General features: G+C 69.9%; 21 protein-coding genes and 1 pseudogene. 12 read left to right on the forward strand and 10 right to left on the reverse strand.

What is annotated here, in order from left to right:
- Nucleotides 1-2 precede the first annotated feature (2 nt).
- Nucleotides 3-1,502, reverse strand: coding sequence for an IclR family transcriptional regulator (locus IOE58_RS08815; protein ID WP_193866026.1), 1,500 nt, complete (start codon nt 1,500-1,502; stop codon nt 3-5).
- A 97-nt stretch (nt 1,503-1,599) separates the two neighbouring features.
- On the opposite strand from IOE58_RS08815, the gene IOE58_RS08820 reads away from it, so the two are divergent.
- Genes IOE58_RS08820 through IOE58_RS08830 form a run of 3 tightly spaced genes read left to right on the forward strand, consistent with a single transcriptional unit; the run spans nt 1,600 to nt 4,587 of the window.
- Nucleotides 1,600-2,934 (forward strand): MFS transporter, encoded by a 1,335-nt coding sequence (locus tag IOE58_RS08820; protein WP_348981930.1) that lies wholly within the window; start codon nt 1,600-1,602, stop codon nt 2,932-2,934.
- Nucleotides 2,935-2,942: 8 nt separating this feature from the next.
- A complete protein-coding gene (locus IOE58_RS08825) occupies nt 2,943-3,917 on the forward strand; it encodes a hydroxyacid dehydrogenase (protein WP_193866028.1) in 975 nt (324 codons plus the stop codon).
- Between the two features lies 1 nt (nt 3,918).
- Nucleotides 3,919-4,587, forward strand: a complete 669-nt coding sequence (locus IOE58_RS08830) for an RraA family protein (RefSeq protein ID WP_193866029.1) — start codon at nt 3,919-3,921, stop codon at nt 4,585-4,587.
- Nucleotides 4,588-4,609: 22 nt separating this feature from the next.
- On the opposite strand, the gene dld is transcribed toward IOE58_RS08830, so the two are convergent.
- Complete coding sequence (dld, locus tag IOE58_RS08835; protein WP_193866030.1) at nt 4,610-6,319, reverse strand: D-lactate dehydrogenase; 1,710 nt, start codon at nt 6,317-6,319, stop codon at nt 4,610-4,612.
- Between the two features lie 377 nt (nt 6,320-6,696).
- Here dld and IOE58_RS08840 point away from each other — a divergent pair, with 377 nt between their 5' ends.
- Both IOE58_RS08840 and IOE58_RS08845 read left to right on the forward strand, forming a co-directional pair.
- The gene (locus IOE58_RS08840) at nt 6,697-7,185 is read left to right on the forward strand and encodes a helix-turn-helix domain-containing protein (RefSeq protein ID WP_193866031.1); all 489 of its coding nucleotides are present in this window, start codon (nt 6,697-6,699) and stop codon (nt 7,183-7,185) included.
- Nucleotides 7,186-7,193: 8 nt separating this feature from the next.
- Nucleotides 7,194-7,757, forward strand: a complete 564-nt coding sequence (locus tag IOE58_RS08845; RefSeq protein WP_193866032.1) for a PIN domain-containing protein — start codon at nt 7,194-7,196, stop codon at nt 7,755-7,757.
- Between the two features lie 107 nt (nt 7,758-7,864).
- On the opposite strand, the gene IOE58_RS08850 is transcribed toward IOE58_RS08845, so the two are convergent.
- Complete coding sequence (locus IOE58_RS08850; RefSeq protein WP_431831696.1) at nt 7,865-9,277, reverse strand: IS1380 family transposase; 1,413 nt, start codon at nt 9,275-9,277, stop codon at nt 7,865-7,867.
- A 311-nt stretch (nt 9,278-9,588) separates the two neighbouring features.
- A complete protein-coding gene (locus IOE58_RS14650) occupies nt 9,589-9,723 on the reverse strand; it encodes a hypothetical protein (RefSeq protein ID WP_259889919.1) in 135 nt (44 codons plus the stop codon).
- A 217-nt stretch (nt 9,724-9,940) separates the two neighbouring features.
- Between IOE58_RS14650 and IOE58_RS08855 the strand changes: the two genes are divergently transcribed.
- A complete protein-coding gene (locus IOE58_RS08855) occupies nt 9,941-10,624 on the forward strand; it encodes a DUF4282 domain-containing protein (protein WP_193866033.1) in 684 nt (227 codons plus the stop codon).
- Between the two features lie 75 nt (nt 10,625-10,699).
- Nucleotides 10,700-11,833 (forward strand): MFS transporter, encoded by a 1,134-nt coding sequence (locus IOE58_RS08860; protein ID WP_228019431.1) that lies wholly within the window; start codon nt 10,700-10,702, stop codon nt 11,831-11,833.
- A 241-nt stretch (nt 11,834-12,074) separates the two neighbouring features.
- Here IOE58_RS08860 and IOE58_RS08865 read toward each other — a convergent pair whose 3' ends face one another.
- A complete protein-coding gene (locus IOE58_RS08865; protein WP_193866034.1) occupies nt 12,075-12,671 on the reverse strand; it encodes a hypothetical protein in 597 nt (198 codons plus the stop codon).
- A gap of 126 nt (nt 12,672-12,797) precedes the next feature.
- Between IOE58_RS08865 and IOE58_RS08870 the strand changes: the two genes are divergently transcribed.
- Entirely contained in the window at nt 12,798-13,112 is a 315-nt protein-coding gene (locus tag IOE58_RS08870; RefSeq protein WP_193866035.1) for a hypothetical protein, read from the forward strand.
- Nucleotides 13,113-13,148: 36 nt separating this feature from the next.
- On the opposite strand, the gene IOE58_RS08875 is transcribed toward IOE58_RS08870, so the two are convergent.
- On the reverse strand, nt 13,149-15,593 hold the full coding sequence (locus IOE58_RS08875) for a DUF4143 domain-containing protein (RefSeq protein ID WP_193866036.1): 2,445 nt from the start codon (nt 15,591-15,593) through the stop codon (nt 13,149-13,151).
- Between the two features lie 196 nt (nt 15,594-15,789).
- A complete protein-coding gene (locus IOE58_RS08880; RefSeq protein WP_193866037.1) occupies nt 15,790-16,011 on the reverse strand; it encodes a hypothetical protein in 222 nt (73 codons plus the stop codon).
- Between the two features lie 294 nt (nt 16,012-16,305).
- On the opposite strand from IOE58_RS08880, the gene IOE58_RS08885 reads away from it, so the two are divergent.
- The 3 genes from IOE58_RS08885 to IOE58_RS08895 all read left to right on the forward strand — a co-directional run bounded on the left by IOE58_RS08885 (nt 16,306) and on the right by IOE58_RS08895 (nt 18,800).
- Nucleotides 16,306-17,163, forward strand: coding sequence for a fumarylacetoacetate hydrolase family protein (locus IOE58_RS08885; protein WP_193866038.1), 858 nt, complete (start codon nt 16,306-16,308; stop codon nt 17,161-17,163).
- 57 nt (nt 17,164-17,220) lie between these two features.
- The gene (locus IOE58_RS08890) at nt 17,221-18,006 is read left to right on the forward strand and encodes an SDR family NAD(P)-dependent oxidoreductase (protein WP_193866039.1); all 786 of its coding nucleotides are present in this window, start codon (nt 17,221-17,223) and stop codon (nt 18,004-18,006) included.
- A 77-nt stretch (nt 18,007-18,083) separates the two neighbouring features.
- Complete coding sequence (locus IOE58_RS08895; protein WP_193866073.1) at nt 18,084-18,800, forward strand: FadR/GntR family transcriptional regulator; 717 nt, start codon at nt 18,084-18,086, stop codon at nt 18,798-18,800.
- Nucleotides 18,801-18,809: 9 nt separating this feature from the next.
- Here the strand turns inward: IOE58_RS08895 and IOE58_RS08900 are convergent, their stop codons facing one another.
- From IOE58_RS08900 to IOE58_RS08910, 3 genes are all read right to left on the reverse strand, one after another.
- Complete coding sequence (locus IOE58_RS08900) at nt 18,810-19,724, reverse strand: amidohydrolase family protein (RefSeq protein WP_193866040.1); 915 nt, start codon at nt 19,722-19,724, stop codon at nt 18,810-18,812.
- Nucleotides 19,714-20,190, reverse strand: a complete 477-nt coding sequence (locus tag IOE58_RS08905; RefSeq protein WP_193866041.1) for an aldo/keto reductase — start codon at nt 20,188-20,190, stop codon at nt 19,714-19,716. Before IOE58_RS08905 ends, IOE58_RS08900 begins: the two co-directional genes overlap by 11 nt.
- A 249-nt stretch (nt 20,191-20,439) precedes the next feature.
- Complete coding sequence (locus IOE58_RS08910; protein WP_193866042.1) at nt 20,440-21,771, reverse strand: alpha-L-fucosidase; 1,332 nt, start codon at nt 21,769-21,771, stop codon at nt 20,440-20,442.
- 112 nt (nt 21,772-21,883) lie between these two features.
- Between IOE58_RS08910 and IOE58_RS14860 the strand changes: the two are divergent.
- Nucleotides 21,884-22,651: pseudogene (locus IOE58_RS14860) on the forward strand (glycoside hydrolase N-terminal domain-containing protein); the annotation flags it as partial.
- Nucleotides 22,652-22,710 lie beyond the last annotated feature (59 nt).

The following is a 22,710-nucleotide window of genomic DNA, read 5'->3' on the forward strand; positions in this document are numbered from 1 at the left end:
CGTCAGACGGTGAGCAGCGCTGAGAGGCGGGCTGCAGCGGCCCTCACCAGGTCGCCGTAGTCCGTCGACCTCGACCTGTCCACGCGGCTGCGGGGGATGGTCAGGCCCACGGATCCCTGGACGATCCCGTTGATCCGCACCGGGGCCGCGACCCCGTACGCCTGGGGGATCCGTTCGCCCTCCGCGACGGCATAGCCGCGCTCCCTGATCTCGGCGAGCTCCTGCTCGAGGGGGCCCGGCACCGCACGCCTCTCCTCCCCGGCGCCTCCCGGACGCGGAGAGGAGAGCAGCTCGGGACGGAAGGCGAGGACCGCCTTCCCGATCGCCCCCACCTCGAGCGGCACCGGCTCCCCGAGCGGCAGCACGTACTGGACCGTGCGCCGGCTGGTGATGCCCGCCCTGGTGGTGAGGACCCCGTCGTCTCCGATCAGGGACAGCCCGGCGGTCTCATGCGTCTCGGACTCGAGCGCTCTGAGCACGGGCCGGCTGAGCACCTCGGGCACGAGCGATCGACCGGCCCTGGCCACCCATCGGAACAGCGTCGGTCCGGGCAGCCACCCGCCGCCACCCTCGATCACCAGCCCGCTCTCCTGCGCCGCGGAGAGCAGCGAGGCGCAGGCGACCCGCCCCACTCCCTGCTCCTTGAGGCGGGCGGGGGTCACCGGGACGGGGGGGGGGCGCACCAGCATCTCGAGCAGCGCGACCACCTTGTCGATGTGGGTCCGCGCTGCGCGGGGGGCGGACGCTGAGGCGTCGGGATGCGGGCCGCCCCCGGCGCGGGCGATCGCCTCGGCGGCCTTCCGCAGGCTCGCCACGATCTCGGGGACGTCGGCGTCCTCGAAGTCCCATGAGGGACGCGAGCGCGAGACCGAGGCAGTGACGCCCGGCGCGAGCTCGAGGGCCACCGCGACCCCCGCGGCATCGGGGAAGTTCTGCCCGACGCTGACCCCATACCCCTGTCGGCGCGCTTCGCCGAGCAGCGCTGCGCGGGCGGGGACCTCCAGGGTCCGCTCGGTCGGGCGCTCCGCGTCGAAGGACCACTGCTCCTCGGGGAGCTGCGAGAGGATGGCCAGCCCCGCCGCGCCCGCATGCGTGGGGAGGGTGGTCCCCGGGCGGATCACGTACCTCAGAGGGCTCGTCGCCTCCCGGCTGCTGAGCACCGTGCACGTGCGTCCTCCGCGATCCTCCACGGAGAGGAAGACCGTGCCGCCGATCTGCCGGCGCGCCCTGTCCAGGGCCCCGTCCGCAGCGGCGAGCGCGGGGTGGGACCTCCAGAGCTCGTGCCCGAGGACCTCCATCCGAGGCCCCAGCGCGTACCGCTCGTCGTCCCACTGCTGCGCCAGGTCGAAGGAGGCGAGCGCCTGCAGCGTCCTGTTCGCGGTCGACCTGCTCAGGCCCGTGGACTCGGAGAGCTCGCGCACCCCCCAGGAGCTGTCTGCCCGTGCGACCAGTGCGTCCAGGAGGCGAAGCACAGCAGCGGTCCCGGTGGCGCGTTGGTCCATGGACCCGAGTATCGCAGGCCCCTTGCCGAGGGGCGCGAGTGCCTCTACCCTTCTAAAAGTGGGACACCGTCCTACCTATCGACTCAAAGGAGAGATCGTGAACCAGCACGCTGCTCCGCGCGCGACCACCGAGCCCCCGGGCGCCGCCCGCAAGAAGGAGGCCAAGAAGGCGACCTGGGTCGCCGTCTTCGGCACCTTCGTCGAGTACTACGACTTCAGCGTCTACGGCTACGTCGCCGCGACCATCGCCATGGCCTTCTTCCCCGCGGGGAACACGGCGGCGGCCCTGCTGAACTCCTTCGCCATCTTCGGCCTGGCCTTCGTCGCACGACCCGTCGGCGCGTGGGTCTTCGGGCATCTCGGGGACACCCGGGGCCGTCGCACCGCGCTGATCGCGACGATCACGCTGATGGGCATCGCCTCGGGCATAACCGGCCTGCTCCCCGTCTACGCGCAGATCGGGCTCGCCGCACCGGCGCTCCTGGTCATGATGCGATTCCTCCAGGGGTTCTCGGCTGGCGGGGAGATCGGCGGCGCGGCGGCGTACATCCGCGAGTGGGCGTCGCCCGGCCGACGCGCCTTCTACATCTCGTTCATCCCGAGCTTCGCGAATCTGGGCAAGGGGCTGGCGGCCGGCGTGGCCGCCATCATGGCGACCTCGCTCTCGGCGGACCAGATGGTCTCCTGGGGATGGCGGGTGCCGTTCCTGCTGGCCATCCCCTTGGCCTTCGCCGTGATCTGGATGCGCCTGCACATCGAGGACAGCCCGGAGTTCCGCGAGCTGCAGCGCTCGAGCGAGACGGCCCCGGTGCGGAAGACCCCGCTGCGGACGATCTTCCGCAAGCACCCCGCCGCGCTCCTCAAGGTGACCCTGATCGCCACGGTCCAGACCACGGGGACCTACGTCGGCACCGTCTTCGTCGCCACCTACTTCTCCGAGTTCCTCGGGTTCACCTCGGGGCAGGCCTCCACGATCGTGCTCCTGGCGGTGCTCTTCGCGGCGCTGCTCATCCCCGTCGCCGGCCTGCTGGGGAATCGTCTCGGCGGCCGCAGGATCCTTCTGATCTGCTACGCCGCCTACGTGCTCGTCACGCTGCCCGAGTTCTTCCTGATGCAGCAGCACAGCTTCGGCCTCGCGCTGCTCGGGCTGATGATCGGGATCCTCCCCTACGCGCTCTGCCAGGTGGGCACCTACTCCACCATGCCCGAGCTGTATCCCACGGACGTGCGCCACACCGGCATCTCGTTCGGGCACAGTACCGGTTCCGTGATCGGCGGAGGACTCATGCCGTACCTGTCGACCTACCTCATCGGCGCGACGGGCAACACCTATATGCCCGCCTTCCTCCTCATCCTGGCAGGCCTCGTCGGCCTCGTGACCGTGGGGGTGTTCGTCCGCAAGAATCCCGACGGCTCGCACCTCTACCGATAAGGGACACCGTGGCCGAGATCTACGTTCCCGAACCCATCCACCCCTCCGTGCTGGAGGACATGGAGCGACGGCACGTGGTGCACCGAGGATTCGGTCCGCAGGCCGTGCCCTACGAGAGCGTCGCCGAGCGGATCGAGGCGGTGATGCCGCGGAGCGAACCCTTCCGCGCCGACCGGATCGCGGCCTCGCCGGTGCTCCGCGTGATCGCCCGTCACGGGGTCGGCGTCGACACCGTCGACGTCGACGCGGCCACCGCCGCCGGCGTCCAGGTCACCTACGTGCCCGCCGGGAACACGAACGCCGTCGCCGAGCACGTCTTCGCGCTGGGTCTCGCGCTGAGGCGCCACATCGCCACGGCGCACCGGGAGGTCTCCGACACCGGATGGCCGCGGGAGAAGTCGCATCTCGTCGGCGAGGAGCTGAGCGGAGCGACCCTGGGGATCATCGGCTACGGGAACATCGGCCGGAGGGTCGCGGCCATCGCGAGCGCCTTCGGGATGCGCGTGCTGGTAAGCGACCCCTATCTGCCCGCGGAGGGCGCGGAGGGCGACGCGCGCACGGTCGGGCTGGACACGCTCCTCCTCGAGTCCCAGCTCATCAGCATGCACGTGCCCCTCACCGATTCCACGAGGAACCTGATCGGCGCGGAGGAGCTGGAGCGCATGCGCACCGATGCGGTCCTGGTGAACACCTCGCGCGCCGGGCTCGTGGACGAGCGCGCCCTCGTGGAGGCTCTCGACGCCGGGACGATCGCCGGAGCTGCTCTGGACGTCCTCGCCGCGGAATCAGCATCCGGTCCGGTCGAAGTCGGGGGGCGCCCTCCTGCGGAGGTCCCCCATCTCCTCGTGACCCCGCACATCGCCGGTCAGACCGCGCAGTCGCTCGCCGCCGTCGGAGCGACGGCGCTCAGCGACATCGAGGCGGTCCTCGCCGGGCGCACTCCTGCCCACCCCGTCAACGAGCCCACGACCCCGGAGGCCTGAAATGTTCATCGCTGCAGATGCGAGCACCATCGATATGTCCGCGCCCTGGGAGCGCCTGCCCGACGAGCAGGTGCAGCGCCTGGCGGACATCCCGGTCGCGCTCATCGGCGACACCCGCAGGCGCCTCGGCATGATGGCGGCGGCGCTGCGCCCGGTGACCCGCCAGCGACGGATCGTCGGATCGGTCCTCCCGGTCCTCACCTGGGAAGGCGACAATCTGGCGATCCATGCCGCCCTGGATGCGGCCCGGCCGGGAGACGTGCTGGTGATCAACGCCAATGCGGAGATCAACCGGTCCGTCTTCGGGGACATCCTCGCCGAGATCTGCCTCCACAAGGGGGTGACCGGCGTCGTCATCGACGGCGCGGTGAGGGACGTCGACACCATCGACCAGCTCGGGCTCCCGGTCTTCGCCCGGGGCATCAGCCCCGCCGGCCCCGCGAAGCACGGACCTGGCGCGGTCGGATACCCGGTCGCATGCGGCAATGTCGTCTGCAACCCCGGCGACATCGTCGTCGGCGACACGGACGGGGTGATCGTGCTGCCCGCGAGGTCCCTGGACACGGTCCTCGAAGCCGTCGATGCCCAGGAGGCGACGGAGGAGGCCATTCGCGCGCGGATCAGGCAGGACGCCCCGAGGGAGCGGCCCGCGGGCATCGCCGCGGGATGAGGCGCCCAGGGCCGACGGGGCCTCAGTCCCACCCCTTCTTCGCCGACGTCTCCCCCACCCCGGCGTTGAACATGTTCAGCGGGTCGAGCTCACGGTAGTGGGCGACCAACTGCTCGGGGGCCGGGTAGATCCGGCCGAAGTTGTGCTCGGCGGGGACCGCCGCGCCGCGGTCCACCAGCAGCTGCGTCATCCGCTTCTTCAACGCGACCGGGTCCACGCCCTTCTTCGCCACATGATCCTGGTGCAGGACGTGGCAGAAGAAATGGCCGAAGTAGGCGCTCTCGAGCAGCTGGTCCGCGATCTCCTCGGGCAGGCGCTCCAGCCAGTCCTCCTCGTCCCGGCGCAGGGCCACATCGAAGGTGACCATCGCCGAGGCCTCGGCGCGGTGCATGACGTAGTAGCGGCTCGCGGCGCTGGCGACGCCGAAGCGGATCAGGGTCGCGCTCTGGGCCTCGTCGGCGTCGCACTCGAAGAAGTCGCCCTCGTGCTCGGGGCCGGCGAAGAACTCGCGGAGCAGCTGGGCGGTCGCCGCGCGCTCGCTGCCGCTGACCACCAGCAGCAGGTGATGGTCGAAGCGGTCGCGGTAGTCGGTGAGCCGGGACGGGATCTTCTCCGGCACCAGGGAGAAGAGCTTCTGGGAGATCGCATCGGCGGTGGAGGGCCCGAAGCCGGGCAGCTTCGCGAACACGCCGTTGGCCCAGCCCTTCAGCGCGAACATGCGCACCAGGGTGCGGGAGCCGGCGTGCTTGAGCGAGACGTAGGTGTCCTTGCCGTACTCGGTCGCGAGGTCGAAGGCATGCGCGCTCATGTACTCGCCCGAGATCGGCAGCGGGCCGTCGGCGGCGAGGAACTCACGGCGCAGCGCCTCGAGATCGGAGGGGCGGTCGGTGCCGATGTAGAAGGTGGCCTTGTCCTTCTCGAGCGGGAAGGTGCGGGTGCGCACGGCGAACACCATGATCTTGCCGGCGCTGCCGGAGGCCTCGTGGAGGAAGGTCGGGTCGGCGTTGAAGCGGGCCGGGGTGTCGGCCAGCTGTCGCACGTGGTCCGCGTAGTCGGTGCCGGTGGAGTCGGGCGGCGGCGGGGTGACGTCGGCGGCGTCCCAGTCCCCGCGCTCGAGCCGGTCGAGGATGTGCGTGGGATCGGTGCCGAGATCGATCCCGAGGTGGTTCACCAGGTGGATCCGGCCGTCCTCATCGACGCGGGCGAAGATCGCCTGCTCCGTGTAGGCGGGGCCCTTGCGCATCTGGGAGCCGCCGGAGTTGTTCGCGATGCCGCCGACGACGGTCGCGCCGATGGAGCTCGAGCCGATCACCGAGTGAGGCTCGCGGCCGTGCGCGGCGAGCTTCTCCTCGAGCGAGAACAGGGTGGCGCCGGCCAGGCTGATCGCCTCGCGGGCATCGTTGATGAGGTGGATCCCGTCGATCCGCAGCGTGGAGAGGATGACGATGTCGCGGTCGTAGTCCTGGTCGCCGGGGCCGGAGCCGCCGGTGAGCCCCGTGTTCGCGGCCTGCGTGATGACGATCAGATCGTGGTCCACGCATACCTGCAGTGCCCGCCACATGTCCACCAGCGAGCCGGGCCGCAGCACGGCGAGCACCTCACCGGCGCCGAAGCGGTCACCCGTGGTGAACGGCGCGGTGGCACGCGCCGAGGTGAGCACGTGCTTGCGCCCCATGATCCGGGTGAAGGCCTCGACGGCCTCGGCCGATCGCTGGTTCCTCGGTGTGCGCATATCTGGCTGCTCCTTCACGTCTGGTGCTCCGAGCACGCTGCGGTGTTCGGGGCCGTCGCGACCCCCTCGACAGCGTAATAATCTCCGAACGTCGCATGCTGGGCGGGCCCGACGACAGCGGCCTTCTCGGGCGGTGAGAGGCGCGGACGGCTGATCAGCTCAGGATGCCGTGCCGTCGGCCTCGGCGTTCGCGGCGCGCACGGCCTCGAGGTGCACGGACTTCACCCGGTCCACGGAGTCCGCGAAGTCGTCGTGGCCGCGGGCTCAGCGCGCGACGTACGGGCAGACGGACACGATCCGCTTGCCCTGCTCGACGCGCGCGCCTGTTGCCTTTCGTTTCTTTCGACTACGATGGCAGAGCGACTTCAGGAGACTCCATGAACACTGCACGACACCCCGCCCCTGAGACCTATCTGCCCAGAGAAGACGAACAGGGTCGACTGCTCGACCTCGTCTCCGCCCTTCGCGACCGGGGTACCGAGATCACTGCGCAGCCGGCGCTCATCAACGCCAACGGACAGCGGTTCGAGCTGCCCGCCGACGTGGCGGATGCCTTCGAACAGATCGTCGGCCATCTCGCACAGGGGCAGGGAGTGACGGTGGTCCCGCATCACCGACTGCTCACCACCCAGGAAGCAGCAGATCTCCTCAACATCTCCCGCCCCACCTTCGTCAAGCTGCTCGAGTCGGGCGAGCTGGCGTTCGAGATGCGTGGGCGTCACCGACGCGTCCGCCTGCAGGATGTCCTCGACTTCCAGGACTCACTGCGGCAGAACCGCGCAGACGCGCTCGATGAGATGCAGGACCAGGCAGTGGAGGACGGCCTCTACGACCTGCTGGACGGCCCGCCGCCGAGTACCCGCTGAGCTGTTGCATGTTCACCGTCGTCCTGGATGCATGCACGCTCGTACCGATCACCCTGTGCGACACGTTGCTCCGCATCGCCGAGACCGGTTCGTTCGGCGTGCGCTGGTCGGCCACGATCCTCGGCGAAGTCGAACGCACGATGGTGGGCAAGCTGGGAGTATCTGCCGAGGCCGCCGCGCGCCGGGTGCAGGCGATGGACAGGGCCTTCCGTTTCGCGGAAGTGCGAGATCACGAGCGGTTCGAGCATCTCCTGACGAACGCTCCGAAGGATCGACATGTTCTCGCCTGCGCGATCACCGCCCAGGTTCACACGATCGTCACCTTCAACCTCAAGGACTTCTCACCGTCTTCGCTCGAGCCCTGGGGCGTCGAGGCCGTCCACCCGGACCAGTTCCTGCTCGATCAGCTCGACTTGGCTCCCGGCCACGTCACCCACGCCGTTCACACCATGGTCGAATCGTCGTCGCGCCCCCCGCGCACCGTCGATTCCGTCCTTGGCGCATTAGCCTCGATGTTTCATGGGGCTGGTGAGCGGGGTGGGTCGGCGTCGTTGCCGGTGTTGAGCTGCTGATTCTGGCATTCGGGTATGACAGATCGTCGCAGTGTCCGTTGCGGGCGGTCGGGTTCCACTCCCGAGAAGAGGAGCTGCTGGTCGTAGGGGCGGGTGGTCTCGCCGGGTTAGGTCTGTGCGACGGTGGTGCGGAGCCGGTTGACGCCGGTCAGGACCCTCACGGCTTCGGGTGCATGTTCGGCGAGGTGGAGGACCTTGTGCCGGGCGCGGCGCACGAGGGTCGCGGGGATCTCGAACAACCGCGCGCGGAGCCGTTTGGGTTCCCATTTCCTCGCGTCGTGCCTGCTGAAGGCGATGGTTTGCATCCAGGCGACGAGCTCGGAGGCGAGTTGGATGATCTGGCACCAGATCTGGTTCTGCGCGAAGGACTGCAGCGGGAACTTCTCAAGGCCCATGTCCTTGGCGTTACGGATTCGGTCTTCGCAGCGTGCACGGCGACGGTGCCGCAGTTCCAGGACGGCAAGCTGGCCGCGCGGGGAGTTGGTGGCGAACGCGGTGATGCGCATCCCCTCGTGATCGGTGATCCGCAGCTGCGCCCCAGGATGAGGACGTTCCTTCCGCACGATCACCCGCATCCCGGCAGGCCACGCGGCTAAGTCAAGGAGCCCGGTCAGCTCCGCCACCCATGTCCCCTCGCGGATCCCCTCGTCCTCGCTGTCGTAGGCGGGGGTCCACGCCTTTGCCTCGTCGATACGTTCCAGTAGGTCAGGCGTGTTCGCAGGGAGGGTGAACCCGACCGAGTAGGCCAGACGCTGCCGCTGGAGCCAGGCCAGGAAGTCTTTGGTGCCGCCGGCCCCGTCGGTGCGGATCAGGATCTTCTTCGACCCCCGCCCGCCCCGGGCCAGCAGGCCCGCAGGCAGCTGGGCCAGAGCGTCACGGGGGACGGGGATGTGATCAGCGGCGGTGTTGGAGCCGGCGTTGCCGGGGCGCAGCTGGATCGCCAGTGGTTCCCCGGTCCCGTCGCTGCCGTGGTCAAGGAACGCACACAACGGGTGGTATCCGAAGCCGCGTTTGAACGTCGGTGCGGCCTGCTCCTTCTCACTGTGGGCGGTGATCAGGGTGGCGTCGAGGTCGATGACCAGCGGGCTCTTCACGCTCGCCCCCACAGTCGGGGAATGGTCTCCGGCCAGGGCCCAGGCCTGTTCACGCGCGGCCCGGCGGGCTTTCGAGATCGCCTCGATCACGGTGGGCGCGTCCTGGGCGAGGGTGGTGAGCGTGCGGGAGATCGTCGGGGCCGAGGCGACATCACCGAACAGGCCCGGCTCGCAACGCAGCAGATCAGTATCCGAAGCATGCTCCCCGCCGATTGCGAGAGTGAGTGCGAGGTCCAGCAGGACCTTCGCCGCGTGGTGCTCGGCCAGCGGCTTCGTCCACGGAGCCAGTGCTTCCCGCAGCGAAGAGGCGAGGCCGGTGGCGTGGATCGTGTCGGTCAGCAGCACCGCACCAGCATGCGAGAGGGCCGGGACCTCAGCGATGTCCACGCGCGGACGGGGGTAGAAGAACAAGGTAGGGTGGGACACCTGAAAGGTGCTCCTTCCGGCGGATGGCTACGAGCTTCAACACCCCGTATCATCCCAGGCCAGGAGCACCTTTCTCTATGCCTCCCACCCATCGAGACCACACCGCTATGAAAACTCGAGGTTAGCCCGTTCGGGCGTCCCGGACTTCGCCGACGAACTCCGCAGGCACATCACGATCTGGTGAGACGGCGCCCCCTCACCTCCCGTGCGCAACCGCCGGGATCTGCGTCGCCAGCTTCCCGCCGGAGACGTCCACGAGCGTGCCCGTGATGCAGGAGGCCTGGCGCAGGCTGCGGCGCGGATGCGGGAGATCATCGAGCGGGCGACGACGGCACGCTGAGCAGTCCCGCGACGGAGCTGACCGCGGCGAAGCCTGCGGTCTTCGGGCTGAGCAGCTGCTGCAGGGTGCGGTTGAGCGGCCGGACGCCGTCGGCCATGATCGCCATGGCGCAGTCGGCCCGACGAGCTTCCCATCCGCTCGCGGTGCCATTCGGCGGGGGCCGCGATCATCCTCCGGTCAAAGTGCCAGGGCCGGCTCCGCTCCGCAGACGCCTCCCCATCGCCATCGCCCGCGGGTACGGTGAGCCTCGGGGTGGGAACGGCGGCGCGGGGACGCCGCCGAGCTCCTCCTCGTCCATCAGATCTCGCAGAAGGAGTCGCACCATGTCGCAGCCGCCCGAGGGCAGCAACCCGCTGGGTCCGCAGTACGGACAGGGCTCTGCGCCTGAGCCGACGAGCAGCGGATTCGGCGTCCAGGACCAGGCCCCCTCCGCACACGGTGCCGAGCAGGGGGCCGATCCCTACGCCGCCCCGTCCTCGGACCCCTATGGCCAGCAGTCTGCCGCAGCGCCGGGTCAGCAGGACGCCTGGGGGGCGCAGAGCGCGCCGTCGGCCCCGCAGCCAGCAGCCCAGGAGCAGGCCTGGGGCTCCACGCAGAGCCCCGCGGCGGCGCCGCACGCCGTCGGCGGCGGCCCCTCCGGGAGCGCCTCCGGGGATGGCCGCTTCGGCGAGGCGGGCTTCTTCAAGACGCTGTTCGACTTCAAGTTCGAGCACTTCATCACCGTGAAGTTCTCGTCGTTCCTCTATGTCCTCGCGTTCGTCGTCGCGGCGCTGATGTGGCTGAGCAACATCGTCAGCGGGATCGTGTTCGGGTTCGCGTGGGGAAGCATGAACAGCTATTTCGGTGAGCCGAGCTTCAGCCCGGTCCCGCTGATCCTCTCGATCCTGTTCGGCTGGATCCCCTCGGTGATCGCGCTGATCGCGATGCGTCTCGGGCTCGAGTTCGCGGTCGCGACCGTTCGCACGGCCCAGAACACCGGCCGCATCGCGGAGGCCTCGCAGCGCTGAGCTCGCTCCGGGCCTCCCCGGCCCGCACGCCGTCCAGGACGGGGCGTTCGCCGCGTGGCGGGCGCCCCGTTCACGATGGGTTCGCAGCATGGGGACGGAGTGGGGGCCGGGCGGCTGCGACCGGCACCGAGCAGGGTGCCGGGAGGCACGGCGAGAGGTCCGGGGAGTCTGCACAGCAGCGGCCGGAGCAGGCCGAGCGCCCTCTCAGCCGTGCAGCCCGTCCACGGGATAGTCCACGAACGCGATGGACCGACCGTCCGGGCCAGTCCATGCAGGAGACGAAGATGTGCTCCCCGTCGGGATTCAGGACGTGGTCGTGCGTGCCATGGAGCAATTCTGCCCGGCCCCGTTCCATCGCTCACCCCGCCCGGACGGCGCGCCCGCTCCGTCTCGCTGGTGATGCTGGGGCTGACGATCGCGACGATGCTGGGCGTGCCCGCCTCCACCGCCTTCGGGCAAGTCGTCGGCTGGCGCTCCGCCTACGTGATCGTCGTGGTCGTCGCTGCCCTCAGCACGATCGCGATCTGGCGACTGGTGCCCGAGCCCGAGGGCGCCGGGGTCACCGGCTCGATCCGCGGTGAGCTGCGGGCGCTGCGCCGAGCGCAGGTGTGGTTCGCGCTCGGCATCGGCTCGATCGGGTTCGGCGGCATGTTCGCGGTGTACAGCTACATCGGCGAGATCGTGCCCGGGGTGATGGGGCTCGGCGAACGGGCGGTGCCGGTGGCGCTGTTCGTGTTCGGCGTCGGCATGACGATCGGGAACGTCCTCGCGGGGCGCGCCGCGGACCGCAGCCTCTACGGCACGATCTTCGCCGGCCTGATCGGCATGACGGTGAGCCTCGCGGTCTTCGCCCTCGTGGCCGAGAACGCGATCGCCGGGATGATCCTGCTGCTCGCCCTCGCGATCACCTCGCAGCTCATGGGGCCCTCGCTGCAGCTGTTCCTGCTCGATGCCTCGCCGGATGCCCCCTCGCTCGCCGCGGCCCTGCACCACTCGGCGCTGAACATCGGCAACTCCCTCGGCGCGGCGCTCGGCGCGGCCGTGCTCGCCGCCGGCTGGGGCCTGCTCGCCCCGGCCTGGACGGGCGTGGCCCTCGCGATCGCCGGACTCGGCATCGCCGGCTGGTCCTTCGCCGTGCACCGCCGCCAGCAAACGCGCACCGCCGCCGAGGCGCCGACGACGACCGACGGGGTCCCGGCAGTCTGCTGACTCCGGCGCCGACAAGTGCGCGCCTGCTCGGGCACGTGCAGGGGCAGGCGATGCTCACCGTGCAGGTCGGGCTCGAGGTGGCCGCCGCGGGGGGGCCTCCGTCGCTCCCACCGGCGGCTCTTACGCCCGCTCGACCGTGGTCTTCGACGTGGCTGTCTCACTCAGTTCAGGGGTTCACGACGAGCGTGACACAAGGGGCGGACAGTCGATGAGCGTCACAGCGCGTGAAGCGAAGCTTTCGTCAGTGCCGACATGCGTCGACCGCAGCGCTCCAGGAACCGAAGCGGTCGACGACGGTCGAGCGGGACGGGGCCGCGTTCTCTCGCGACCAGGTGCCGTAGTCGGCTGTGCTGCCGCCGGGGTGCTCGGCAAGGAAACGAGTCATGTACTCCCCCACCTCGGCGCGGCTGCGGTTCTTGATCTTCGACGCGTTGGGGGTGCCGCCTGCCTCGGTCAGCAGTTCGGACCAGAGCTTCCCGGTCCTGCGCTGCAAAGTCGCCATCGTGGGGCACCCCGCGATGCGGGCCCAGGCTGTGTACCGGACGGTTGTGATCCGCGGGCCCAGAGCATCGATCGCCGCGCGCTCGTGATCGAGAGGGTTGGTCTCGTCGGCCGGTTGCTCCCAGTCGCGCGGAGCGGTGACCGCTTCGACCCAGGCGGGGTCGAAGCCCTCGGGATCGTGGAGTACGGCGAGGACCGTGCTGACGGCCTCGATCCAGCTGCCTCCGCGATGCCTGCACAGTCGCTGCCGGATGAGTGCGCCGGACGGAGCGGCAGGATGCCGGGCGAGCCATTCCTCGACGGCTCGGAAGGTGGTGCCGCCGTCCGGGGCCTGCACGGCGGAGAGGACAGCTGCCCAGAGGTCCTCATCGCTGAAGGAGCTGCGCGGTGCGCCCGTGTCCGTGCCGATCCCTGCAGCCTTCAGAGCCTCGTTCCAGGTGCCGAAGCGGATCGCCGCGGTCTGGTGGCCCGCCTGGATGACGTCATCCTGCGTAGCGCGGTCACAGCTGTGGTCGCACGCGTCCTCGACGCCCTGGTCACCTCATCAGGCGTCTCGACCGAGGACCTTCGGACTCGCCTGCCGGTGCTGGCGCTCATCATGTGCCCTGACCCTGCAGCGCATCAACTGGTCTGGGAGCGCTGCTGGCGCCCGCTGTTCCGTTCGATCCGGAAGCAGAAGCTGCTCGACGAGCTCGATCAACAGCTTGAGGACGGAGAAGGGCTCAGCAGGCCGCACCTCTGGGAAGACGCGGATGCGGGCCCGCCGCACAGGGCGTAGTCGACACCTTCCCCTGTCGACTGCAGGGCAGTGAGCTTACCCTTCCTTCACACGGCTCCACGCCACCTCCACCAGGTCAGCACCCTCCGCCAGGTCACGGAAGGTCCTCACGGCGACGAGCAGCGCCTCGGAAGCGGGACGGAGCGAACGCGACATCCTCCCCATCTGCAAGGCAATGCTCTGCAAGTCCGCGATATCGGAGGCAGGGATCTCCTCCGCCAGTTCCCGCAGCGGCTCCACCAGCTCCTCGGGCAGCAGCCCGGCATCCAGCTCCGCAGACACCCCTATCGTGCGGTGCAGCAATGCGGTGTACTCCCGCCAGGACGTCGAGGCGGCATTCGCACTGCCCAGCAGTGCCCCGCTCCTGCCCCCGAGCTCGTTCGCCACACGCGTGAAGTACGCTTGCGCCTGCACAGGGGTCACCGCTGCAGCGGCCGGCTTCACCATGGCAGTCCGCATGGCCCTTCCGAACTCCTCGAAGTCCCCGACGAAGGCTTCGAAGTCGGCGACGAGCTCGGGCGTCGACCGTTCGATCGCGGCCAGGAGATCGTCGAGAGCGGGTTGATCTTCGACGATCCCGCCAGTCTCCTCGCCCGCGCCGTCGGTCTCTCCATGTACTGACTTCGCGGTGGCGTCGAGCACGTCGGCCAGCCGGTCGGTGACCTCCTTCAGCACTCGCCGATACGCGGCGCTGTCGGGGTCCGCATTATGCGCGTCTCCTACCCGGACTCCTCGATGATCGAACAGATCCTGCTTGATCGGGTCCGCGCTGCCCGGCTCGAATAGCCCGCGCGGCTCGAGCCAGATGAGCGGCAGGAGAGTCGACCGCTCGGCGGCGGCGTCCCGCTGTGCCATGAAGTGTAGGTACTCGCGCCGGCAGCCGTCGCTCCTCAGATAGGCAGGCGTGATGAACGGGATCATGAAGTCGGCCAGGGATTCCTCGCCCTCGAGTCGCCTCCAGAGATCCTCGCCCCAGGTTCCTTGTTCGACGTCGATGAACGTCTGGACGGCGCGATCATGCACGTTGGCCATCGTGTCGACGATGTCCTGGGCGAACCCGCGCAGATCCCCCGTGTACCGCCCGTTCTGATCGGCGTGGGCATAGCTGATGAACACCCGCGCCTCGGGGAGTTCGGGGACAGTGCCCTGGTTCATGGTCATCCTTTCGTCCATGTGTAATTTCTTCCCGTCAGCTCCGCGGGAGTCACGCCCCGACCTCACCCAGGCGGACCGGTCGCACAGCGCGCCGAGCGGGACCGCCCAGATCGACTCGCCCAGACGGACCGTTGTCGCACCGCCATAGACGATGAATGCCCGCTCAGCGCTGCGCGGGTGCTGCTCCCGGAAGCGACGGATCCCGGTGAGCTGCTTGTCCGAGACGGACGTCCCGGACTTCACCTCGATCGGGAGGAGGGATCCGTCGGCCACACGGATCACAAGATCCACCTCGACGGTGCGGCCGCTCACGTTCTCGCGCCAGTGCAGAAGTTCTTCCCCGAGATCGGACCAGCCCATATGCGCTCGCAGCTGCTGGGCCACGAGCGCCTCGAACACACCGCCGCGAAACCGGTCGGAGAGGTCGTGGACCGCATCGGGGGATGCGAACACGCTCAACGCGATGTCGGCGGGATACAGCTTGGCCGTCGAACGCGGCGTCCGCCGCGGGCTCCGCGTGAGATTGGGAAGCTCGGTGAGGAGGAACCGCCGCTCGAGGATGTCGAGATACCTGTTGATCGTCGGGGCGGTGACACCCACGTCGGAGGCGATCTTGGAGACGTTCGCGAGCGCGGCCGGCTCGCGGAGGAGACGCTGGAGCACCTCCATCGCGACCCTCTCGTCCATGCGCTCATCCGGCAGCACGGACTCCGACAGCACCGCCCTCATGTCGTCCCGCACGCGCCTGGCCGTCGGACGCCCCAGAGCACCTGTTCCGAGCCTGTAGAACGGGAGACCGCCCTGCGTCATGGTGGAACGGCGATCGTCCACAGGATCACCCCAGTTCCCGACCGGCTCACCGCGAACCAGTTCATCCACTACTGACCATGCCCCGGCAGTAGTGTCCTCCAGCAGTTCGGCCTCGCTCAACGGCTCAAGCGTGTACCGCACCGACCGTCGCGCCAGAGGGTCCGACCCGTCCAGTCCCGAGAGTCCCAGCGATGCTGACCCAGTGAGCACGCATCGGACCGACGTGGGATCGGCATCGAGCATCGACTTGATCGCCATGGGCAGGTCAGGCGCGCGCTGGGCCTCATCGACAGCGAAAGGCTGCGGCAATGACCCGATCCAGCCCACCGGGTCGGTGCGAGCCGCATGCAGGGTTGTCTCATCCACGAGTGACGGCGTGACTGCCAGGACCCCCTGATCTCTCAGATGGGTCATGAGACTCGTCTTGCCGACCGCGCGGGCGCCCTCGACGATGACGACGGGCGACTGCTCGATCGCTCGGGTGATCGGTCGCTCTAGGAACCTCGAGACATACATGCTTAGATTCTAAAGTTGATGCTGCTATTTATTGCAAGTGTCTATAGAAGATGAGCATCCGACGGGGCCCACGACCTGCACGCGCCACCAGCCCCACCCATCCATCGGCCCTGCTCCGCAGGCTGGGCCCGGCGTCCCGCCGCAGCACTCCGCAGCCGCAGGAAACACCGATCGTGACGAGGATGGAGCACCCGTGTCAGGTCTCTCCCGCCCGCTCGAGAACCGTGCCCTGTTCGCGGACCAGGGCGTATTGACGCTGCTGCGCACCGATCATGCGCCGTTCACGCTCGGCCTGCTGGCCGAGCACCTCGCCGGTGACGTGCGCTCGCGCACCGCAGCGGACCTCTACGACCTGTTCACCGGGGTTCGTGGTGGGCCTGCTGCTGATGCTGCGGTCCCGCAAGACCATCGTGAACACCCAGAGCGCTCCCGGCCACCCGGTCCCCGAGCGTTGGGACCCCTCCCACCGTCGGATCCCCGCAGCACCCGGTCGACGTGGCCAGAGCCTTCGAACACCGTAGCGCCCGCGGCCTGCGGCGTTCGTGCTGGTCACGAGCAGATTTGCTCCCCATGCCCGCCCGCCCCGGGCCCAGATGGGCGCAACCTCGATCAGCACGGATCCCGGCCCAGCGACGACACCTTCACCGAACCCGTCCCATACATCCGATGTCTCCTGGTAGCGTCGCCCTCACACAGACATGGGAGGACCCACGTGAAGTTCCTGGCATACGGCCCGCACGGCAGCGAGAGCGCCGCGGTGATCGACGGTGATCGCACCTTCGACCTGCGCCCCCTGATCGGCGAGGCACGCGTGGTGGACCGCGCATTCCTCGAGGCCGACGGCATCGCCCGCACCCGCGCCGCCCTGGCCGCCGGTGATCTGCCCGAGCTCACCGCCCTGGGGGCCGAGCGCCGGGGTGCCCCGCTGACCCCCGGGAAGATCCTGTGCATCGGCCTGAACTACCGCGACCACGCCGCGGAGACGAACGCGGAGATCCCTGCGGAGCCGATCGTGTTCATGAAGGCCGCGGACACCGTGGTGGGGCCCGACGACGACGTGCTGATCCCCCGCGGCTCGCGCAAGACCGACTGGGAGGTGGAGCTCGGTGTGGTGATCGGCTCGACCCTGCGCCGCACCGACAGCGAGGAGGAGGCGATGAGGGCCGTTGCCGGCTACGTGCTCTCCCACGACGTCTCCGAGCGCGAGTACCAGCTCGAGCGGGGCGGCACCTGGGACAAGGGCAAGAACTGCGAGACCTTCACCCCGCTGGGCCCCTGGCTGGTCACCGCCGATGAGATCGCGGACGTGCAGGACCTGGGCCTGCGCCTGAGCGTCAACGGCAAGCGCCACCAGGACGGCACCACGGCGAACCAGATCTTCCCGGTGGCCGAGGTGGTGCGCTACCTCAGCGAGTTCATGACGCTCTACCCCGGGGACGTGATCAACACCGGCACCCCGGCAGGCGTGGCGCTGGGCCTGCCCGGCACCCCCTACTTGCGGTCCGGCGACGTGGTGGAGCTGGAGATCGATCAGCTCGGAGCCCAGCGCCAGACCTTCCGCGACGCCTGACCGCTCGCCCCCCCCGCTCTCCCCGCCCTGACGGCCGCCCGCACGAAGGATCCGCACATGACCCGCACCCCGACCGACGACAGCATCTCCTTCACCGATCCCTACCGCGGTCTCGCGGTGGTGGTCACCGGTGGCGGCTCCGGCATCGGCTGCGCCACCAGCGCGCGGTTCCTGGCCCTGGGCGCGAAGGTCGCCGTGATCGACCTCGATCCCTCCGGCGCGCCGGAGGGCTCCGTGCGCGTGAGGGCCGACATCGCTGACCGGGCTCAGGTGGAGCAGGCCGTCGCCGAGTGCGCGCAGCAGCTGGGCGGCATCGACGTGGTCGTCAATAACGCTGGCATCAGCGCGGTGGGCGATGTGACCGCCAACGACGACGAGGAATGGGCTCGGGTGCTGTCCATCAACGTGACCGCGATCGCGCGGGTGAGCGCGGCCGCCCTGCCGCACCTGCGCCGGTCCGGATGCGCCTCGATCGTGAACATGTCCTCGATCGCCGCCACCGCGGGCCTGCAGGAGCGCGTGCTGTACTCGGCGACCAAGGGCGCCGTGCAGGCGATGACCATGGCGATGGCCACCGATCACCTGGGCGATGCGATCCGCGTGAACTGCGTGAACCCCGGCACCGTCGCCACCGAGTTCGTGGACCGCATGCTGCAGAAGTTCCCGGATCCGGTGGCCGAGCGCAAGGCGCTGGACGCGCGCCAGCCCACCGGGCGCATGGTCACCCCCGAGGAGGTGGCCGAGACCGTGGTGTTCCTGGCCTCCCCCCTGAACACCTCCACCACCGGGACCTCCGTCGCGGTGGACGGCGGCATGCAGGGACTTCGAGCCCGCCCCCGCTGAGGATCCCCGATGACCACCCGCGATGTGCAGCACAGCAGTCGGTGCACGACCCAGGAGAGCAGGTTGACATGAGCCAGATGGCGGTGACCGACAAGGCGATCTCGGCGATCAAGAGCATGATCATCGACGGTGAGCTGAAGCCCGGCGACAGGCTCCCCCCGGAGAAGCAGCTCTCCGAGCGGATCGGGGTGAGCCGCAACTCCCTGCGGGAGGCCGTCAAGGCGCTGTCGGTGATCCAGGTCCTCTCCGTCAGGCAGGGGGACGGCACCTACGTGACCTCGCTCGAACCCGAGCTGCTGATCGAGGCTCTCGGCTTCGTGCTGGACCTCCACCAGGACGCGGAGGTGCTGCACATCATGGAGGTGCGCCGCCTGCTGGAGCCCACCGCGGTGGAGAAGGCATGCGCGCACCTGGAGGAGGCGGACTACCAGTACCTGGAGGAGCTGATGGCGCCCCTGGGGCCGGACTCCCCCGTGGGCGAGCTGGTGGAGGCCGACATCGCCTTCCACCACCACATCAACTCTCGCTGCGGCAACGCCTACCTGGTCTCGCTGCTGGACGGGTTCGCCAGTGCCACCGCCCGGGCCCGGCTGTGGCGCGGTCTCACCGAGGGCGCCTCGGTGGGGCGCACGCTGGAGGAGCACCATCGGATCATCAGCGCCATGCGGGAGGGCAGGGCGGATCTGGCGAAGGTCTACGCGGCCGCTCACGTGGCCGGAGTGGAGGCCTGGGTGATCCGTGGGGCGCAGGCCGGGGACGACACTGACTCGTCTGCGCCGGTGCCGGTCGTCTGAGATCAGGGGTCAGCCCCGCGCCTGTCCTGCCCTGGTGTACACGCGGGCAGCTGTGCCATGCAGGATCTGCCGCTGGTCGGCCTCGCTCTCCTGCCCCAGTCGCTCCAGCAGTCCGCTGGTGCCGGATCCCAGGTCGAAGGGCGTCGGGGCGATCGGCCAGTCGCTGCCGAACATCAGCCGCGCGGGGCCGAACTGCTCCAGTGCCACGTCCACGGCCTGCTCGAGTGCGCCGTCCCCGCTGGTGGCCAGGCCCGAGACCTTGGCGACCGTGCGCTCGCAGGCGGCGATCCGCGCCAGCGCGGCGCGCCAGCGGTCCATCGCGGGTGCATCGCCCAGTGGCGGCTTGCCGAGGTGGTCCAGCACCAGGGTCAGCTCCGGGTGGGCATGTGCCAGGCGCACCACCTGATCCATGTGACGCGCGAACGCGTCGGGGACATCCAGTGCCAGGCCCGCACGTGAGACGAGGTGCAGGGAGTCCGCCACGGCGGGGCGCTCCAGGAACCCCGCATCGGGTTCGTCGTGCACCAGGTGCCGCACGCCCACCACGCGCTGCATGAACGCTGCATCGCCCAGCAGGTGCTCCACCTGGGCGGGGTTCTCCAGCGGGAGCCAGGCCACCACGTCCGCGCGCATGGCCGGGACCTGGGCGGTGCCTGCCTCGATCCGTTCTGCGGTGCGCTGCATGTGGGCGGTGTCCCCGGGGGTGTCGTCGGCGTGCACCAACACCACCCGGGTGGCGCCCAGGGCGGCGAGCGCCGGGCCCACCTGCTCCCAGGCTCCCGTGCGCTGCAGGGCCGGTGCCCGGTGCGTCCATGCGTAGGCGCTCGCCTCGAGGTCCCACAGGTGCAGGTGTGCATCGGTGATCGCCCGCCCAGGGCGGTGCCCGGGCGCCGGCGTCCCCGTTCCGGGCCCCTCAGCGGACATCGATCTGCTCCCACACCTCGGGCGGGACGGGGGTGCTCATCCGTTCGATGTTCGACCGCACCTGGGCGGCGGTTCGCATCCCCAGCACCACGGACCGGATCGCCGGGTGCAGTAGGGGGAACTGGATCGCGAGATCGGGCAGCTCGACCCCGTGATCACCGGCGATCGCGGCGATCTCACGGGCCCGCTCGAGCATGGCCACGGGCGCCTGGCCGTACTCGTAGGTGGCATCGTCCGGCGGTTCGGGCCTCGCCAGGATCCCGGAGTTGAACACGCTGACGGCCACCACGGCCACGTCATGGTGCTGGCAGGCCGGGAGCAGTTCCTCGGCGGCGGGCTGCTCCAGCAGGGTGTACCTCCACGAGACCATCACCAGGTCCAGCAGGCCGGTGCGCACGGCGCGGGTGAGCACCGCACTGTCCTTGGAGCCGACGCCGATGGCGCGCACCAGCCCCTCCTCGCGCATGGCGACCAGGGTGGGCAGGGCCTCTTAACCGCGAGGGCTCCCGGTCCCTGTGCCGCGAGAACGTGGCCCCTTTGCCCTGCCCCTGGGACTCCTGCTTCACCTTCACCCGCGCCTGGTGCTCCACCAAGCCCGAAGAGCGCACGTCGAGGCCCTCCCGGCTCAGGCGTGGAGGCCCTTTCGGCTCACGCGCGGAGGCCCCCGGCTCACCCGTGGAAGCCCTCCCGGCTCACGCGCGGAGGCCCTCTCCACTCAGGCGTCGGGGCGTTCCCGCGAGGCCTCGAAGTCCAGCGGCAGGCGCGGCACCGGGGCCTCGGAGGGGGCATGGAGGTGCAGGGCACTGAGGCGAGGCTGCTCGCCGGTGCACTCGATGCGCAGACGGCTCACCTCCACCGGTGTCTCGAGCCGGTGGAGGCGGCGCACGCCGATGGTGCCGCCCTGGGCGATCACCGCGCCCGACTCGTCCAGCACGCGATGGGTGTGCACGCGCTGCCCAGTGCTGATGTCCTCGCGCAGTTCGAGGTGCTGGACCATGACCGGGCCATCGGTGGTGGCCTCCCAGACGGTGCCGTCCTCGGAGCGGGCGCGCAGGGGGACCTGCTGCGGGTCGCCGAAGCGGGCATCCAGCGCGTCGCGCAGCTCGCGGCAGCGCTCCACGTCCCTCTGGTCGATCAGTCCCCGCCGGTCCGGCGGCAGGTTCAGCAGCAGGTTGGCCCCCAGGCCGATGGAGCGGTCGTGGATGGCCAGCAGGTGCTCGAGGGACTTCGGCTCCTGATCGGCGTGCCAGAACCACCCGGTGCGGATGGACACGTCGCACTCGGGCGGGAGGTAGCGCTCCTGCCCGAAGCTCACGGTGTCCTCGTCGTAGTTGTTCAGGTCCGCGCTGCTGGTCACGTACCAGCAGGGATCGGCGGCCAGGCCGTCCTCGTTGCCCACCCAGCGGATCGTGGCCGGCCCCATGTTGAACACCATCGCCCCGGGCTGCAGCTCGTCGATCAGGGCGCGGATGCGGTCCCAGGCGTACTCGCGCCCCGCGGACCCGGCCCCGTCGAACCACAGCTCCACCAGCTCGCCGTAGTTCGTGCACAGCTCACTCAGCTGGGCCAGGTAGAACTCGTCGTACGCCTGCGGGTCCTCGTACTGGGGGGCGTTGCGATCCCAGGGGGACAGGTACAGGCCCAGGCCCACCCCGTGGCGGCGGCAGGCGTCGGCCACCTCGCGCACCACATCGCCCTGGCCGTCACGGAACGGGGAGGAGGCCACGGAGTAGTCGGTGGTGGCGGTGGGCCACAGGCAGAACCCGTCGTGGTGCTTGGCCGTCAGCACCACGTAGGCCGCCCCGAGATCCTTGGCGGTGCGCACCCACTGATCGGCATCGAGCTCGCTGGGAGCGAAGTCCGCGGCGGGGATGGTGCCGTCGCTCCACTCGACCCCACCGAAGGTGTTCACCCCGACGTGGAAGAACACGCCCAGTCCGGCCTGCTGCCAGGCCAGCTGCTCGGGCGTGGGCGCGATCAGCGAGACGGGGGCGGCGGGCCCGGCAGGACGGGACTCGGTGGAGGAGACAGGGGTGTCGCGGCTCATGCCCCCATCCTCACAGATGTCGGGTCAATTCGCGAGCCGCAGGCATGCCGTACTCGCCCGTACTGGGCTGATGCCAGACGATTCCGAAGCAGACATCGGTAGTCTTGGGTGCATGCGACTTGATCCACGCCATCACTTGCTGGACCGCACACCGGCACGCGACTGGACCGACGCCTACCCCATCGGCAACGGGCACCTGGGGGCCATGGTGTTCGGCGATCCCCAGCAGGATCGGCTCCAGGTCAACGATGCCGGCGTATGGCAGGGCAGGCCCGATCCGCGCTCCCTGCCCGGCGGGGCGGCCGCCGCGGTGCTCGAGGCCCGCGAGGCCGCACTGCGCGGTGACGTGCAGGCCGCCGATGCCGCCACCCGGCGCACCCAGTCCGGGAACGCGCAGATGTACCAGCCGTTCCTGGACCTGCGGATCCACCGCTCCACGGGCGGCTCCCCGCCCGCTCCCTCGGCGCGGATGCTGGATCTGCGCAACGGCTGGGCCATCACCATCGCCGAGCAGCTGCGTGCCGTCACCGGCGTGAGCATGGCCGATGACGTGCTGCTGGACCGGCGCGCGCTCGGCTCCCCCACCGATCTGGCTCTCAGCGTGTCCTCCCCGCACGAGCAGTCCGTGGCCGCACGCACCGCCTCCCACCCCGGTGCCGTGGTGCTGGTGGGAGCGCTGCGGGTGGGTGCGAGCGTGGATCCCGATGCAGGCGGGGACGACGCCGTGCGCACACCCGGATCGTTCACAGAGTCGGTCCATGCGAGCTGGGCCCTCGAGCTGCGCAGCGACGGCACGGCCAGCGCGGACCTCACCGCTCCCGACCCGTCGATCCGGGTGCACGGTGCCACCTGGGTCGAGCTGCGGCTGGTCTCGGCCACCCAGTTCGCCGCCGACGGCACCCTGCGGGTGCCCGATGCCGCTGCTCTGGAGGCGGAGGT

It is taken from the genome of Brachybacterium epidermidis, from assembly GCF_015209585.1.
In the GTDB taxonomy this organism is placed as follows: domain Bacteria; phylum Actinomycetota; class Actinomycetes; order Actinomycetales; family Dermabacteraceae; genus Brachybacterium; species Brachybacterium epidermidis.